Below are 16995 nucleotides of genomic sequence, written 5' to 3'. Positions count from 1 at the left end.
GTAGTGTTGGCCCTCCAGCCGAACGTTTGTGTCACACACGTTCAGGCCACCGGGAGGGACTTTCGGTCAGGGTGTGTGACGAACGGTTCGAAGGGTGGTAAGCGTCTTGTCTTCCGGAGCACATGCCATGGCGACCGGCGCGCGGGAGCGTGCCGCGGTGGCCTCGGTCGACGGGAGCCGGACGTGAGTCGCTGGACCGGCGCCCTGGGCCGGCGCCGCGGTGGGCGGCCGGCGGCGGACCCGAAACGGGTGGCACCCCCCGGCGAGGGGGCCGGCGAGACCGCCGAGCGGGTCCTGCTGGAGGACCATGACGGCCTGTTCCTCCTGCGCCCGTCCTCGGACGAGACCCTGGAGCCGGCCGATGTCGCCGACCTGGCCCGCACACTGCACCCGCGGAGCGGCACCGTCACGATCGTCGCCATCGCGCCGGGCGGCGCGGCGGGGGCGCTGTGGCCGCGGCTGAGCGAGTTGCTCAACACCCTGCGCGCGGAGGACACCCGGTCGATCCGCCTGGTGATGGCCGGTGCCGGGGACGACCGCCCGGAGCGGCCCGCCCTGGCCCGTCGTATCGCGGACTCGTGGGAACTGGTGGTCGAGGCCCCCGACGGGCAGGTACTGGTGGTGCCGGGCGGCTCGGTGTTCGTACCTCCCGGTGACGGTGGCTGGTGGCGGTTCACGCCCGGGGAGCAACCGGAACTGCTCGGTCCGCGCACCCCGGCTCCCGAGTGGCAGTTGGGGGCGCGCCGGGTGCCGGCCCGGTTGGCGAACGGCTGTGTGGTGGACCGGATCCCGGCGGGTCTGCTGATCCGGCCCGCCGAGGCGACCGCGTCCCGGCCCGGGGACGTGTTCCACGCCATACCGGTCGACCACCAGCGTCCCGCCGTGGTCGTCGGCGTGCCGTGGGGCGAGGACGTCGCGGCGTCCGAGGTCGCCGAACTCCTCATCAGCCTGCCGGCCGCGGTGCGGTCACGGGTCCGGCTCGCCCCGGGCGGGCGGCGCGATGTGCTGCGGCTCGGCCAGTCGGTGGCCTGGATGCTGAAGGCCGAGGTCGAGGTCACCACCGGGCTGCCGCTGTTCGCCACCGAACGCCCACTGGGTTCGTACGGTGTCCGTTCCGTGCTGGTCGGCGCGGACGGGGCTCCGGTCTGGGTGCCGTTCGTGGACTCCGCGGTGTGCCCGCCGTCCCAGGACGCCGACAGCCCTCCGCCGCCCCGGCTGCTGCACTGGGCACCGCCCCTGGAGGAGATCGGCGGTGCCGAGGAGGGTGTGGTCGTGCTCTCCGACCGGTGGCAGGCCACGGCGACCAGGGCCGGGCTGTGGGTGGGCCCCCGTGACGGCACCCCGCCGCCGAACAGTGTGCACGCGGTGAGCGGTGACGGTCCGGTCATCGAGATCGGCCGCCCCGGCGAGCGTCTCGACTCCTCGCTGTGGCCTGTCCTGTCCCGCCTCCTCGAAACCCTCGCCCCCGCCGTGCGCGAGCGCGTCGCCCTCCAGGTGCACGCCACCCCGCTCGACGGCGGCCGAGCACTGCGTACCCTGGCCGCCGACCAGGGCCTCCGTATCGTCCGTTTCGCCAAGCCCCAGGCACCGCGCCCGATGCCCCAGGGCGGCTCACCCGTGCGCCCGGGGGCAACTCCGGCACCCCTCGCCCCGGGCCCCCGCCCGGCGACGGCCGCTGGACCAACACCCCCCGCGCACCCGGAACCACAGCAGGCCGAACCCGTCGGCCAAACCCTGACAGCCATCGCGACAGCAGCCACGACCGGCCCTACGACCGCACCGGCACCACACCGAACACCCGCGACCGGCAGCGACGCACCAACTCCCCAACCGGAGCCCAAGCCCGCCACACCACCCCCCGCACGCCCGGAACCACAGCAGGCGGCGGAACCCGGCGGCCAAACCCTGACAGCCACCGCGGCAACAGCCACGACCGGCCCTACGACCACACCGGCACCACCACTCCGGGCACCCACGACCGGCAGCGACGCACCTGCCACCCGACCGGCGCGCGAACCCGCCACGCCACCCCCCGCACACCCGGAACCCAGCCCCCCGCTCAAGCCCGCCACCCCGGGCCGTACGACGGGCGGAGCCGCGGACCCGGAGGGGCCTCCGGCCGCGCACCCGACCCGGCGGGACGAGGCCGGGCCCTCGGTGGGCGGCTCCCGGCCGGAGCCGGCGCCGACGACCGCGCCCCGCGAAGGCGACCGCGAGCCGACCGCTCCGACACCCAGGACCACGGCACCGCCCCCGGCCCCCGAACCCGTACGCGCGCCCAGTTCCGCCGCACCCGCACGCCCAGCGGCGACCGGACGGCCCTTGCCCCCGGTACCGGTGTCGCCACGACACCAGAGCACGGAGGAGGAACGGCGCGCCTTCCGTACCCTGGCGGACGTCGCGTGGGAGCGGCACAGCGCGGCGGTGAACCGGGCCCTGGCCGGGATGCCGACGTTGCGCGGGGCCGCCCAGGAGGCGGCCCGCGCCGATCTGATCGCCGTGCGGATGTACCTCAGGAACGGCGAAGGACCGCTGAACCACCGGGAGTTGACCCGCTCGCTACGGGACCGGGAGTCCCGGCTGCTGCCGTACGCCACCTGCCTGACATCCGGACTCGGACGGCTGCCGTCGTACCGGGGCGCGGTGCTGTGCGGCCCCGGCGGCACGCCCGACCACGGGGAACTGCGGCCGGGTACGGTGCTGCGGGACCCGGCGCCGCTGAGCGGGCTGCCGCTCGACCCGGCCGGGAAGGACCGGGTGGTGGGCGTGGGCTACGCGATCTGGTCGATCACCGGCCGCCGGGTACGGCAACTGCTGGACTCCGGGGAGGAGGTCGTCTTCACCCCCGGCACCCCCTTCAGAGTCCTCGACGTACGGACCGAAGGCACCACCCCCTTGGTCCTGCTCCGCCAGCTCCCCGACGTGAACCTGACGTCCGGAGTGCTGGAGGACGCCGACCGTACGGCCCTGGAACGGCTCCAGCACGCCCTGACGAACCGCACGTCGCCGGGGACCGGAGAGTGGCCCGAACGGTGTTCGGGGCCGATCGGCGAGTACTGACCCCGGGGCGGCTGTCGTAGACCCCGAACACGTCAACTACCCAGTAGCAATCCCCAGTTGCCCCGGACGACACCTCCGAGGTAAAGCTTGGGACTGGGACCGGATAGATGGACGACTTGTCCTGATGAGAGGAACGACTGGATGGGCGCACGAAACGAGGGAGACGGGACGGCACCCGGAACCGCGAACGGATTACCGCGTGTACGGGTGGCGGTCGCCCTGTCTGCCTCCGCGGAGCCCCCTGAGGGCGCTCTGACCCCGGGCGGCCGACCCACCACACCCGAGCAGTCCACCGCACCGGAGCGACCCGCGGTGGCGAGCCCGTCCGCGGACCCGCAGCCGCTCACCGCACCGGAGCGGCCCACGGCCTCCGCCACCCCGGCCACGGCCACGGCCACGGCCACGGAGCAGTCCACCGCACCGGAACGGTCCGGGTCACCCGCCCCTGCCCCCGCCCCTGTCGCGGAGCAGCCGGAGGAACGGGTCGTCACCGCCACGGCCCCGGCGGAGCCTCAGGCCCGGGGCGTCGGCGTTGAGCCCGCGACGGGCGTGAGCGGTGCCGCCGCCTCGGGGGATCCCGAAGGAGCGATACCCGCCGCCATCGCGGCGGCAGCGGGTGGAACACCGCCCGAGAACAACGCCCGCGCGGCCCACGACGGACGTCCGAAGAAGCCGATGCTGGCCGCGGCGGCCATCGTCGGGGCCGTGCTGATCGCCGTTCCCTTCCTCCTGATGACAGGCGGAAAGGACGACGGGAAGAAGTCCGACACCGTACAGAGCGTGTCCCAGCAGGACAAGTCCGACACGGTCCTGGGCGTGGACACATCGAGCGAATCGCCGGGCGACTACGCGACCGAGCGCCCCTCGGCGCCCCCGAGCCCCAAGGAGTCCAAGACCTCGGCCAGCGTGCCCCCGAAGCCACCGGTCAAGTCCTCCCCCACCACCACAACCGCCGCCGCCGCCGCGAAGCCGTCGACGTCCAAGGCTCCCAAGCCCCGGAAGACGAGCATTCCGAAGACGACGAAGAAGGCGGACCCGCCCAAGCAGGCGCCCGTATGGACGCAGACGTCCATTTCCGCTACCAGCACGCTCTCAGTCGGTGAGTCCTGGACCACGAACCGGATCCAGCTGACCCAGCAGGAGGACGGCAACCTCGTCGCCTACGACGAGAACCACCACGCGCTGTGGGCGACCATGGTGTTCGGCCAGAACCACAGGACCGTCTTCCAAGGGGACGGCAACCTCGTCGTCTACAACGGCGACAACCGAGCCGTATGGGCCTCCCAGACCCACATGTACCCGGGTGCGAAGCTGATCCTGCGGCCCGACGCCAAGGTGGTCATCGTGAGCAAGGGGACCGTGGTCTGGTCCACCTGACCGACTCACGCGAGAGACCCCACCGGCCGACAGGCCCTGCCCGGCACCGCTCGGGCAGGGCCTGCGTCATGGACGGTCACCGCGCGGAGGGGTGCTCCGCACAGCCACGGCTGTGGCTACGGCAGCCCCCAGGCCGCCCCCCGCTCTCCCAGGGCCACCGGCTGGATCGCGAGGTCGGGCCGCTCACCCGCGTACAGCAGGACCTCGCGCCCCTTGGCCAGGTCGATGGTGAGCGTGCCGTCCTGCGCTGTGTGCGTGCGGGCCGGGGTGCCGTCGTCCAGCAGTGCCGTCAGCGGACCGCCGGTCAGGTCGTGGCGCAGAAGCAGCGGCTCGCCCGCCAGGCTTCGGATCCGGATGAAACGGGTGGTCCCCGCGGCGCGGACCGCGCTGACCAGGAAGGCGCCCTGGGTACGGAAGTCGTGGAGGGTGACGTCCGGCCAGCTGGGCGGGACGGCGGGAAAGACCCGTACGACACCGCCCCAGCTCTGGCAGAGCATGTCGTGCAGGGACTGGGAGGCCGACAGCGGGGTCTCGATGACCGGACCGGCCTCCGTGTAGTGGGTGTTGGCCCGGCACGGGTAGCGCGTGGTGGGGTCGAAGAACTTCTTCAGATACGTCAGGGACGTGTCGCCGCGGCCCATCATCGCGTAAAGCGACGCGGCGCCCGTGTAGCTGTAGCCGCGGTGGGCGCCGGTCAGCGCGTGCCAGCGGACGACCGTTTTCTCGATCAGCTCGCGCTGCTCCGGCTGGTCCCAGTTCACCAGGTACAGCGGATACACCATCAGCAGGTGGGAGTAGTGGCGGTGGGACTGCGCGTACGGGGTGTCCGCGCCGATCATGAAGCCGTTGCCGTCCACCGGGTACGGCGTCAGCTTGGCCAGGGTCTCCTGCCAGCGGGGGACGAGCGGGTCGTCGACGCCCAGGCGTTCCGCCGCCTCCAGGAGTGCCGTGCAGCCCCAACGGATGAGCGCCAGGTCGTAGTTGGTGTCCTGCGGGGGGACCACCGGGTACTCCGGGGAGAGCGTCGACGGGAGGTGCAGCCTGCCGTCGTCTCCCGGCTGGAGGAAGTGCAGGTAGTAGTTGACCGCCCGGCGGAGCAGGGGGAAGACGGTGTCCCGCAGCAGCTTCTCGTCCATGCTGTGCCGGTAGCTCAGCCACACGTTGTGCAGGGCCCAGGTCAGATCGCCCACTTCGGCGCCGGTGCCGGGCCTGCCGACGCCCCGGTTGGCGTACATGTCGGAGCTGCGGCCCACCCCCGCGCTGTCCGAGCGGTAGGCGGCGGGCACGTTCGTGGTGAGTTGTTCCTGGTTCTGGCGGAGGGTGGTGGCCAGTGAGTCGAGTTCCAGGTGGTTGGAGCCGTGGATCAGCCAGTACTCCAGCTGGACGTTGAGGTTCCACCACACCGCCGGCCAGGGCGTGGGCTCCAGCCAGGGGCCGCAGGTGGCCATGGGCGGGCCGCCGGCGACACTCGCCGAGGCGACCTTGTAGAGCTGGATCCAGTGGAAGCTCTGCAGCCGCTCGTCGGGGAACGAGACGAAGCTCTTGCGGTAGTACGCGTGCCAGCCCCGGGTGTGCGGGGCGCGCAGGGCCGCGTACGGGGCGATTCCCAGGGTCTTCTGGATCGCCATGACCTGCTGGATCTTCTGGATCCTTTTGAGCGACGCCTCCCCGGCCCTGGTGTCCGACGGGTGGCTGTGGGCGACGTTGAGGACGAGGGTGTCGCCCGAGCGGCCGTACGCCGTCGCGGTCTGGCCGCCGCCGGTCAGCGGCTGGAGGACCTGCTCGATGTCTCCGGTGGTCCGGGTCGTCCAGGGTGGGTTCGGGACGTAGTCCGCCGGCGGGGCCTCGCTGATCCTGCGGGGGCTGACCGCCTCCTCCGGATGGAACGTCCAGTAGACCTCCTCGTCGCCCGTCGCCGTGACGCGGGCGGCGAGGACGCCGTCGTGGATGAGGGCGGCGAGCGTCAGGGTGCCCTTGTCCGTGGTGATCGTGCCGGTCAGTTCGGCGTTCCACAGGCTCAGGCGCCAGTCCACCGCGGTGATGGTGCCGACCGGGTCCAGCGTCAGGTGTCCCACGGGGAGGCGACAGGTGCCCCAGCCACTGCCGAACTCCGGCCGGTGGTCCTGGACTTCGCCGTGCTGGACGGTGAAGCGGACGCTGTTCGCGCCCGGCTCCTGGTAGACCATGCTGCCGAGCCGCCCGTCCCCCAGGAACGGTCCCTCGTGCCACAGCGTGGGCAGTCGGCGCCACAACAGGTCCTGCTTGCGCAGGAAACCGGCCCAGGCCGCGTCCGAGTCCATCCGGTTGCGGAGCTTCCAGGGGCGGCGTGCGGCAACGGTGGCACCGCCCGCCGGGCCGGAGGGTGCGGCCTGGGCGGCCTGGGCGGCCTGGGGCAGGGCGGCAAGTGTCGTACCGCCCAGCGCCGAGCCGAGCACTGCTCTTCGAGAGGTCATGCGGGTGCCTCCAGGAGGTGGGGGTGGGGCATCGTCGGCGTCAGGCCCAGTCGGCCGGTTCGGCCAGGGCGTAGGTCGAGGCGATCCGATGGTTGTCGTGCAGGATCGTCAGGGTCCGCGGGCCGCTGGGCGTGCCCTCGCGCCAGGCGGTGCAGTAGATCCCGTTGGACCAGCGGATCGTCTGCGAGGTGGACGGCAGTACGGTGATGCCGGTGCGGCTCACCGTCTTCGTGCCGTTCAGCCACACCTCGAAGGCGCCCCGGCCGTCGCCGTCGAGCTTCAGCCGGGTGACGATCCGGATCCAGGTGTCCCGCAGGCCGCTGATCGAACCGGCCGTGCCCTTGATGCCCCCGGAACCGCCGAACCGGATCTCCGATCCGATGACGAACATCAACAGCCAGGGCCCTTCCGGGTCTTCGGGCGACCACTGCTGGAAGGTGACGTTCTGGTCGTGGAAGGTCCAGCCGGACCCGAGACGGATCGCCTGGCCGTAGTACCGGTCCTCGCCGACGCTCTGCGCGCCGCGCTGGATCACCTCGGAGTGGTAGCCCCCGGTCTCCTCGATGTACGTCTGGGTCGCCGCGAGCGCGTGCGCGCCCTTGTAGGTGGGCGAGTCGACGGTCTCGATGGTGCCGTCCTTCTGCGTGTAGGCGTAGTCCCAGCCCTCGACGCTGCCACGGTTCTGGAAGTAGACCTCGTCGGCGGCCTGGGCCCGTCCCGGCAGGATCGCGGCGGTGACACCGGCGAGGCCGAGCGCGGTGAGTGCCTCTCGTCTCCGCACGGCTCACCGGGTCCAGTAGGTGATGTTGCGGAAGCGGGCCTCGGCCCGGCCGCTGCCGTGGTGGTAGACGCCGTTCTTGAAGTGGCGGGTGGCGGGACCCCGGTCCTCGGTGGTGCGCACCAACTCGTCGTCGAAGTAGACCTTGACGCTGCCGGCCGAGGCGTCGTGCGCGATCTTGACGTTGAACCAGGTGTCGTACGCGTCGGTCTTCAGGACCGTGCTGTCGTACGCCCGGACCGTGCCGCCGTTCGCGCTGTAGGCGTTGAGCATGAAGTCCGTGGCCGGGGTGCCGTCGGGGTGGATCACGCGCAGGATCTGTACGAAGGTCGCGCCGTTCGTGCCCGACGGGAGGTACACGTCGGCGTCCCACATATGGCGGCCGGACGTGTACTGCTGCTGCCAGCGCATCTCGGTGCGCGGGTCGGTGGAACTGCCCTCCGACAGGGGCTCGTCGGTGTCGTACACCCACATGCGGTGGACGCCGCCGCTGTTGCTGTACCGGTCGCTCAGGTCCAGGTTCCACGGCTTCTGCATGGCGTACGTGAACGCCGTCCTCGTCCAGCCGTCCGTGGGGGAGGCGGCGGGAGCCAGGGAGGACGCGGAGGCCGTCGCCCTGGTCGTCGACCAGAGGGCGCCCGAGGCGAGTAAGCCTCCGGCTGTCAGAATCGTGCGCCGTGAGGGTGTCGTGGGCATGCCAAATTGACCTTTCCGGAGGTGAGGGATTCATCGGATCTATCTTCGGGAGGAGCGTAGGACTAGACCAGAACTGCGTCAATATTCATGTCAGACCGAAGATAGATCCGATGTAAACCCGCCAACCGGCAGTCCGCGCGTGTCGACGACGATCCGGCCCACGGTGATCACCGGTCGCCGATCACGGTCACCGTGGCGATCAGCCGCGTGGCCTGCTCGGGGACGGTGTACGGCAGTCGCGGTCGTACACCGCGGAGTGGGGTGTGGCGTGGGCTGTGCCGGCGAGGAGTCCGGGGAGCGGTGGGGTCACTCCGGCGGCGGCGTTCCGCGCAGGAACGACCTGCGGGTCCATGGCCGTGACAGGGTCTCGGGTGTCGACCGGTCCTGGGGTTCGCGGTGCGGCACGATGCGCCACCTTTCCGCCCAGCGCCGCGCGCACCCCAGGACAGGCCCGCTCCGGCCGTCCAGACGATCGACGTCGGTGGGCAGTCGCGCCGACCACTCCGTCACGACGTACCACGTCCCCACGTGTTACGGCCGCACGTATTACGGCCCCACGTACTCCGTAGCCGCGTCGAGCAGCCAGTCCGTCAGATAGCCGGCGAAGGAGGAGCGGACCAGTACCCAGAAGCCGGCCCTGGGCTCGTCGCGCGCGACCAGCACCACCTGGGTGCGGCCCAGGGTCGTCTGGGCACAGCGGCCGGGGCCGAAGCCGCGCGGGTGGAGGTCCAGGGCGCAGCCGTGGGCCAGCAGGTCGCGGGCACGGGGGCCCGTGACGAGGAGCGTGGTGCGCTGGGCGGAGACGTCGGTGACGGACACCGGCTCGTCTCCGGCCGCCGCCCTGATACGGCTCTCCAGGTCCCGTTCGCTGCCGGGCGGCCCCACGATCAGCCACTCGTCGGGGCCCAGCCACAGGGAGACCAACTCCCCCGCGCGTACGACGGTGTTGGGCGCCAGCGGCAGCGGGAGGTCCAGCGCGAGGCCGATGGCGTCCGCCGCCGCTCCCTTGGAGTCGAGGCGCACGTCGAGCTGGGTCAGGAAGGGGATTTCGGCCAGCCGGACCGCGCCCCCGGAGGTGCGGGTCGCGGCGGCCAGGCGGCCGGCCGCGTCCGACAGCGGAGACACGGGGGACGGGGAGGACAAGGAGGGCCGGGCGGCGCTCAGGGTGGTGGTGTCAGCCATCTCGGCGGGCTCCCTCGGGGTCGTAGAGGACGGGGCTCGCGACGGTCACCGGGACCAGTCGGTCGCCCACGGGGGCGTACAGCCGTGTCCCGACGCGTTCCCGGCCGCCCTTGATCAGGGCGAGCGCGAAGGTCCGGCCCAGGGCGGCGCTGCGGTAGCTGGAGGTGACGTGGCCGAGCATCGGGACGGGCGGCGCGGGCAGCACGCTGTCGGCGACCAGTTGGGTGCCCTCGGGGAGGAAGGTGCCGGGGTCGTCCGGGAGCAGACCGACCAGGTGCTTGCGGTCGGGGCGGACGGCGTCGGCACGGGCGTACGACCGCTTGCCGATGAAGTCCGGCTTCTTCTTCGACACCACCCAGCTCATACCGAGGTCCTGCGGGGTGACTGTGCCGTCGGTGTCCTGGCCGATGATCGGGTAGCCCTTCTCGGCGCGCAGGACGTGCATGGTCTCCGTGCCGTAGGGCGTGATGCCGAACGGGGCGCCGGCCTCGTACAGCGCCTCCCAGAGGGCGCGGGCCTCCCACGGCGACACGTTGATCTCGTAGGCCAGTTCGCCGGAGAAACTGATCCGGCACACCCGTGCGTCGATGCCCGCGACGGGTGTCTCACGCCAGGCCATGAAGGGGAAGTCCGCGTTGTCCACGGCCAGTTGGGGGGCGAGGGAGCCCAGGACGTCCCGGGAGCGGGGGCCGACGAGAGCCACCGTGGCCCATTGTTCGGTGACGGACGTGCAGTGGACGCGCAGGTCCGGCCACTCGGTCTGGGACCACTCCTCCATCCAGTCCAGTACGGCGGCGGCGTTGCCCGTCGTCGTGGTGACCAGGAAGCGGTCCGGGGCGAGACGGATGACGGTTCCGTCGTCGAAGACCATGCCGTCCGGGCGGCACATCACGCCGTAGCGGATCATGCCGACCTTCAGGGTGCTCATCATGTTGGTGTAGAGCAGGTCGAGGAAGACGCCCGCATCCGGGCCCTGTACGTCGATCTTGCCGAGGGTGGAGGCGTCCATGAAGGCCACGCCGTCGCGGGCGGCGGCGCACTCGCGCAGGACGGCCGTCTCCATGTCCTCGCCGGCCTGCGGGTAGTACCAGGGGCGCTTCCACTGGCCGACGTTCTCGAACAGCGCGCCCTGCCCGACATGCCAGGCGTGCAGGGCGGTCGTCCGGATCGGGTCGTGCAGCGCGCCCCGGTCGCGGCCCGCGAGGGCGGCGAAGGAGACGGGGGTGTACGGCGGCCGGAACGTGGTCGTGCCGAGCGCCGAGATGTCGACGCCGAGCAGTGCGGCGACGATGCCACTGGCCAGCAGGCCGGACGTCCTGCCCTGGTCGTTGGCGGTGCCCGCCGTCGTGTAGCGCTTGGTGTGCTCCACCGAGCGCATTCCGGCGCCGGTGGCGCGCGCCAGGTCGTCCACGCTGACGTCACGCTGGAGGTCGACGAAGGAGCGGGTGTCGGACGCGTCGGGGATGGCGTACACGTGCATGGGCGGTGTGTGGGGTTGTGCGGCCGCGTCGGGGGCGGGGAGGCGGGGGGCCTCGGGTGTGTAGCCCTCCGCCTCGATCGCGCGGGAGGCCGCGCCCACGCCCTGGGCGAGAACCGAGGGCAGGTCCATGGCACCGGCCGCGCTGCCCGCGACCTCGACCAGCTGACGGCAGGTGTCGGGGACGAAGGCGCCGAGCGCGCCGTCGTAGCGGAGCTTGCCGCCGGCCTGGCTGAACAGCTGGGCCACCGGGTTCCAGCCGCCGGAGACGAGGAGGAGGTCGGCGGCGAACTCCCGCCGGCCGGTGCTTCCTCCGGCCTCTGTGGCCTCCCCTTCGTACGAGGCGACTGTCACGGCTGTCAGGCGCGTGCCGCCCTCCGTGTCGGCTTCCGTGCCGACGACCGCGTGTCCGGGCAGGACCTCGATACCGGCCGCCCTCGCACGCTCGGCCCACTCCCCCGGGTAGGGGCGGGTGTCGACGATGGCCGGCACGTCCACACCGGCCGCGGTGAGGTCCAGTGCCGCCGCGTACGCGCTGTCGTTCGTGGTGAACACGACCGCCCTGCGGCCGGGCAGCACGCCGTGGCGGTTGACGTACGTACGCGCCGAGGCGGCCAGCATCACTCCGGGGCGGTCGTTGTCCGCGAAGGCCAGCGAGCGTTCGTGGGCGCCGGTGGCCAGGACGACGCGGCGGGCGCGGATGCGCCAGACGCGTTCGCGGGAGACGTTCGCGGGGGCTGCCGCGCCGAGGTGGTTGGTGCGGCGCTCCACGGCGAGGAGGTGGTTGTCGTCGTAGTAGCCGAAGACCGTGGTGCGGGGGAGGACTCGTACGTCGGGGGCGGCTTCCAGCAGGCCCGTGGTCTCCGCCACCCAGTCGAGGTGTTCGGCGGTGCCCAGGAGGCTGCCGCCGGGCTCCGGGCGGTCGTCGGCGAGGATGACCCGGGCGCCGGTGCGGGCGGCTGCGGCGGCTGCTGCGAGGCCTGCGGGGCCCGCGCCGACGATCAGCAGGTCGCAGTGTGCGTGTACGGCGTCGTAGCGGGCGGGGTCGGGGGTGGTGGCGAGGCGGCCCTGGCCGGGGAGGCTGGTTGCCACCAGGCCGTCGTACAGCTCGACCGTGGTGGCGGGGAGCATCGGTTCGGGGAACGGGGCCTCTATCTGGATGACGGCGTTGGGTTCCTCGACGCCGGCGGAGAAGATGCCTCGGGGGCGGCCGAGTTTGATGCTGGTGCCTGTTTGGATGATGCCGTTGGCGAGGAGGGCGGAGGCGAGGGTGTCGCCTTCGTAGCCCTGGTGTTCGGTGCCGTCGAAGGTGAAGGTGAGGGGGGTGTTCCTGTTGACCCGGCCGCGGGTGGGGTGTCTGAACGGCTGGGATTCCTCCCCCGCCCCGCCCCTTCCCGAAAGCTCTGGGGGCTCTGCCCCCAGACCCCCGGTCGGCCCTGGAGGGGCCTCGTCCTCAAACTCCCCCAGAGGGGGGACCCCCAGACGGGCTGAGAATGCCGGCCGGGGCTCAACAGTTGCCGAAGGAGCTGAGGGTGCCGGCCGGAGCTCGAAAGTGGCCGGAGAGACATGGGAGGTTTGCCCACGCCTCGCTTCCTCTGTCGCCGGGCGCTCCTCGCCCGCCCTGTACACCGCCAGGATCTCGTTCGTCCCCGTGTCCCTGACCGCGTTGAACCAGCGGCGGCAGCCCGCTCCGTGGTTCCAGCGTTCGGCGAAGGGGCCCTTCGGGTTGTCGCGGAAGAACAGGTACCGGGCCCACTCCTCGTCGGTGAGGGCCGACGGGTTCTCCGGGTACGGCACATGTGCCTGGCCGCCGTAGTGGAACTCGGCCTCGTCGCGGGGCCCGCACCACGGGCAGGGGATGAGCAGCATGTCGTTCGGCTCCCTTGAGGGTCCCTAGTGGGCCACGGCGGCGGCGCCGTGCTCGTCGACGAGCGCGCCGGTGGTGAAACGGTCGAGCGAGAAGGGGGCGTTGAGGGCGTGGGGGGTGTCGTGGGCGATCGTGTGGGCGTAGACCCAGCCGACACCCGGGGTGGCCTTGAAGCCCCCGGTCCCCCAGCCGCAGTTCAGGTACAGGTTGTCGATCGGGGTCAGGCCCACGATGGGTGAGGCGTCGGGGCTCACGTCCACGATGCCTCCCCAGGTACGCAGCACATGGGCCCGCGCGAACACCGGGAAGAGCTCCAGGGCCGCCGACATCTGTTCCTCGATGATGTGGAACGCGCCGCGCTGCGTGTACGAGTTGTACGAGTCGATGCCCGCGCCCATCACCAACTCGCCCTTGTGCGCCTGGCTGACGTACACGTGGACCGCGTTGGACATGACCACCGTCGGGTGCACGGGTTCGAGGAGTTCGGAGACCAGCGCCTGCAACGAGTGGCTCTGGAGCGGGAGTTCGATGCCCGCCATCGCCGCCAGCACCGAGGTGTGGCCCGCCGAACACAGCGCGACCTTGCCCGCCGATATCGGGCCCAGAGTGGTCTGTACTCCGACCACCCTGCCGCCGACCACGTCCAGGCCCGTGACCTCGCAGTTCTGGATGATGTCGATGCCCGCCGCGTCCGCCGAGCGGGCCAGGCCCCAGGCCACGTGGTCGTGCTTCGCGATGCCGGCGCGCGGCTGGTAGGTGCCGCCCAGCACCGGATAACGCACGTCCGGCGAGATGTTGACGATCGGGCAGACCTCTTTGACCTGGTCCGCGTCGAGCCACTCGGCGTCCACGCCGTTGAGGCGGTTGGCCTCGACCCGGCGCACGCTGTCGCGGACGTCCTGGAGGCTGTGGGCCAGGTTCAGCACGCCGCGCTGGGAGAAGAGGATGGGGTAGTCCAGCTCCTCCTCCAGGCCCTCCCACAGCTTCAGCGCGTGCTCGTAGATGCCCGCGCTCTCGTCCCACAGGTAGTTGGAGCGGATGATCGTGGTGTTGCGGGCCATGTTGCCGCCCGCCAGCCACCCCTTCTCCAGCACGGCGACGTTGGTGATGCCGTGGTTCTTCGCCAGGTAGTGGGCGGTGGCGAGGCCGTGTCCGCCGCCGCCCACGACGATCACGTCGTACGACCGCTTCGGCTCGGGCGTGCGCCACAGCCAGTCGGGGTGCTCCGGCAGCTCGGCGCCGGGGGTACGGGGGCTCATCGCGCGTCTCCGTCTTCTGCGAATCGACAGGCTGACCGGCTGGCCGGCCAACCGGGGTGCCTAGCCACGGAGGCGGGACATCGTCGGGTCGAACAAGGGCTCCTCGGCGACCACGGCCTCCACGCGCCGGTCGAAGTAGCCGATGTGCAACGTCGTTCCGGGGGTGGCCAGTTCGGCCGGCAGCCAGGCGTACGCGATGCCCTTGCCGATCGTGTAGCCGTAGGCGGCGCTGGTGACGTAGCCGACGGCCCGGTCACCCTCGTACACGGGTTCCTTGCCCATGACGACCGACCGGGGGTCCTCGATCGTCAGGCAGGTGAGCTTCCGGCGTACGTCCGTCCTACGGCGTTCCAGTGCCGCCTTGCCGACGAAGTCGCCCTTGTCGAGCTTCACGGCGAAGCCGACGCCGGCCTCGTACGGGTCGTGCTCGTACGTCATGTCGGTGCCGAAGGAGCGGTAACCCTTCTCCAGGCGGAGGCTGTTGAAGGCGCCGCGGCCCGCCGCGATGCCGCCCAGCGGCTGCGCCGCCTGCCAGAGGGTGTCCCAGAGTTTCTGGCCCTGGTCGGCCGTGGTGTACAGCTCCCAGCCCAGTTCACCGACGTACGACAGGCGCATCGCCGTCACCGGGACACTGCCGATGTAGGCGCGCTTGGCGCGGAAGTACTTCAGGCCGTCGTTGGAGAAGTCCTCGTCCGTCAGGGGCTGGAGGACCTTGCGGGCCAGCGGGCCCCACAGGCCGACGCAGCACGTGCCCGGGGTGATGTCGCGGACCTGGACCGTGCCGTCGGCCGGGAGGTGGCGGGTGAACCAGTCGAGGTCCAGGTTGCCGTTGGCGCCGACCTGGAAGAGGTCGCGGCCGAGGCGGGCCACCGTGACGTCGCTGCGGATGCCGCCGTCGTGGTCCAGGAGCAGGGTGTACGTCACCGAGCCGACCGACTTGGCGACCTTGCTCGTCGTCAGGGTCTCCAGGAAGGCACCGGCGCCGGGGCCGGTCACCTCCAGGCGCTTCAGGGCCGTCATGTCGTACATCGCGACCGTCTCGCGGGTGGCCTGGGCCTCCGCGCCGACGATCGGCGACCAGTACTGCGCCGCCCAGTCGTTCGGGGTGGGCACCGAACGGCCTTCCACCAGGGGCGCGTTGGCCTCGTACCACTGCGGGCGTTCCCAGCCGTTCGCCTCCAGGAAGAAGGCGCCCAGTTCCCGCTGGCGGGTGTGGAAGGGGCTGGTACGGATCGGGCGCGGGTGCCCGGACGGCTGGAGGGGGTGGAGGATGTCGTACACCTCCACGAAGTTCTGGCAGTCGCGGGCCAGGACGTACTCCGGGGACAGCTGGTGCGGCTCGAAGCGGTTGAGGTCGCACTCGTGCAGGTCGAAGGAGGAGCAGTAGCCGTCGACCAGCAACTCGGCCATCGCCCGGCCCACGCCCGCCGAGTGGGTGACCCACACCGCCTCGGCGACCCAGAAGCCCTTGACGTCCTGGGACTCACCGAGGAGCGGGAAGTTGTCGGTGGTGAAGGAGAACAGGCCGTTGATGCCCTCCTCGACCTTCGCTTCCTTCGTGGAGGGGAGGAGTGACTGCGTCTCCGTCCAGGCGTCCGCGAAGTCGTCCTCGGTGAACTTCAGCACCGAGGGCATCCCCCCGGCCGTGTCCGCCTCGTCGAAGGAGAGGATGTCGTCGGCCGAGATCGGCATCGGGCGGTGGCCGTAGTAGCCGATGCCGATGGCGTCGAAGCGGTCGCGGTAGTAGAGGTCGGCGTCCTGGTGGCGCAGGATCGGGCGGACCGCCTCCTCCGTCTGGCCGGCGAGGGCGGGGACCGGGCCGGTCCAGGCCAGCTGGTGGGCCAGGGGGGTGAGAGGGAGGTTGAGGCCGGCCATGCGGGCGATCTTCGGGCCCCAGATGCCTGCGCAGCACACGACGATGTCCGCCGGGAGCTCGCCCTCGGAGGTGAGGACGCCCGTGACCCGGCCGTCGGTCTGCTGGACGTCCAGCACCTCGTGGCGGGGCAGGAAGGTCACGCCTCGCTCGGTGGCCCGGCGGATCTGGGCCTCCACGGCGAGGACCGCCTTCGCCAGGCCGTCCGTGGGGACCAGGAGGCCGCCCAGGACCCGGTCGCGGTTCAGCAGCGCATGCTGCTCCGCGCACTCGTCGGCGGTCAGCAGGCGGGACTCGATGCCCCAGGCGGTGATCCAGCCGTGGCGGCGGTGCAGTTCGGTGAGGCGCTCGGGGGTGGTGGCCACTTCGAGGCCGCCGACCTGGAGGAAGCAGGGCTTGCCGTCGACGTCCAGGGAGCAGAACTTCTCGACGGTGTAGCGGGCCAGCTCGGTCATCGTCTTGGACGAGTTCGTCTGGAAGACCAGGCCCGGGGCGTGCGACGACGAGCCCCCGGTGGCGGGCAGCGGGCCCTGGTCGACCACGGTCACTTCGGTCCAGCCTCGCGCGGAGATCTCGTCCGCGAGTGCCGCGCCAACGACGCCCGCTCCGATGATGACCACTCGGGGTCCCGCCATCGCCGCACCTCCGGTTGAAAACCAGTCCAGGCCCTCAGTGTCAGTTGCTTGCTACGCAACATGACTCAGGTTGCGCAACTCAATGTGCCTGCCGCACAGGTGGGTGTCAAGGGTCACCGACGGTTCTCGCCCCCGCCGCCCCTACCCGTCCCGTCCCGTCCCTGGGGGCTGCGCCCCCAGACCCCCCTTCGCGCTGAACGCGCTCGTCCTCAAACGCCGGACAGGCTGGTATGTCAGCCCGTCCGGCGTTTGAGGACAAGGCCCGTTCAGGGCCGTAGCGGGGGTCTGGGGGCGCAGCCCCCAGGGATGGGACGGGTAAGGGCGGCGGGGGCGAAACA

At 71.5% G+C, this 16995-nt stretch carries 9 protein-coding genes; 2 read left to right on the top strand and 7 right to left on the bottom strand.

Annotation, left to right across the window (positions count from 1 at the left end):
* Nucleotides 1-183: 183 nt before the first annotated feature.
* Together ACW4TU_RS29875 and ACW4TU_RS29870 are read left to right on the top strand one after the other, a co-directional pair.
* The gene (locus ACW4TU_RS29875) at nt 184-3060 is read left to right on the top strand and encodes a hypothetical protein (protein WP_457418070.1); all 2877 of its coding nucleotides are present in this window, start codon (nt 184-186) and stop codon (nt 3058-3060) included.
* Nucleotides 3061-3201: 141 nt separating this feature from the next.
* The gene (locus tag ACW4TU_RS29870; protein ID WP_457418068.1) at nt 3202-4437 is read left to right on the top strand and encodes a mannose-binding protein; all 1236 of its coding nucleotides are present in this window, start codon (nt 3202-3204) and stop codon (nt 4435-4437) included.
* Nucleotides 4438-4553: 116 nt separating this feature from the next.
* Here ACW4TU_RS29870 and ACW4TU_RS29865 read toward each other — a convergent pair whose 3' ends face one another.
* From ACW4TU_RS29865 to ACW4TU_RS29835, 7 genes are all read right to left on the bottom strand, one after another.
* Entirely contained in the window at nt 4554-6890 is a 2337-nt protein-coding gene (locus ACW4TU_RS29865) for a glycosyl hydrolase family 95 catalytic domain-containing protein (protein WP_457418066.1), read from the bottom strand.
* Nucleotides 6891-6930: 40 nt separating this feature from the next.
* Nucleotides 6931-7671, bottom strand: a complete 741-nt coding sequence (locus tag ACW4TU_RS29860; protein ID WP_457418064.1) for a heparin lyase I family protein — start codon at nt 7669-7671, stop codon at nt 6931-6933.
* A 3-nt stretch (nt 7672-7674) separates the two neighbouring features.
* Nucleotides 7675-8364: a polysaccharide lyase family 7 protein gene (locus ACW4TU_RS29855; RefSeq protein WP_457418062.1), complete on the bottom strand. Its 690-nt coding sequence runs from the start codon at nt 8362-8364 to the stop codon at nt 7675-7677.
* Nucleotides 8365-8910: 546 nt separating this feature from the next.
* Entirely contained in the window at nt 8911-9546 is a 636-nt protein-coding gene (locus tag ACW4TU_RS29850) for a sarcosine oxidase subunit gamma (RefSeq protein WP_457418060.1), read from the bottom strand.
* A complete protein-coding gene (locus tag ACW4TU_RS29845) occupies nt 9539-12892 on the bottom strand; it encodes a sarcosine oxidase subunit delta family protein (RefSeq protein WP_457418058.1) in 3354 nt (1117 codons plus the stop codon). The genes ACW4TU_RS29850 and ACW4TU_RS29845 overlap by 8 nt, the downstream gene beginning before the upstream one ends.
* Nucleotides 12893-12916: 24 nt before the next feature.
* Nucleotides 12917-14149 (bottom strand): sarcosine oxidase subunit beta family protein, encoded by a 1233-nt coding sequence (locus tag ACW4TU_RS29840; protein ID WP_457418056.1) that lies wholly within the window; start codon nt 14147-14149, stop codon nt 12917-12919.
* Nucleotides 14150-14209: 60 nt separating this feature from the next.
* Nucleotides 14210-16657 carry a GcvT family protein gene (locus tag ACW4TU_RS29835; RefSeq protein ID WP_457418054.1) on the bottom strand — a complete coding sequence of 816 codons (2448 nt, stop codon included), beginning with the start codon at nt 16655-16657 and terminating at the stop codon, nt 14210-14212.
* Nucleotides 16658-16995: the final 338 nt, after the last annotated feature.

Source organism: Streptomyces kryoterrae (assembly GCF_054072135.1).
Note: the sequence above shows the minus strand (reverse complement) of the source record. Positions and strands in the feature narration are given on the sequence as shown.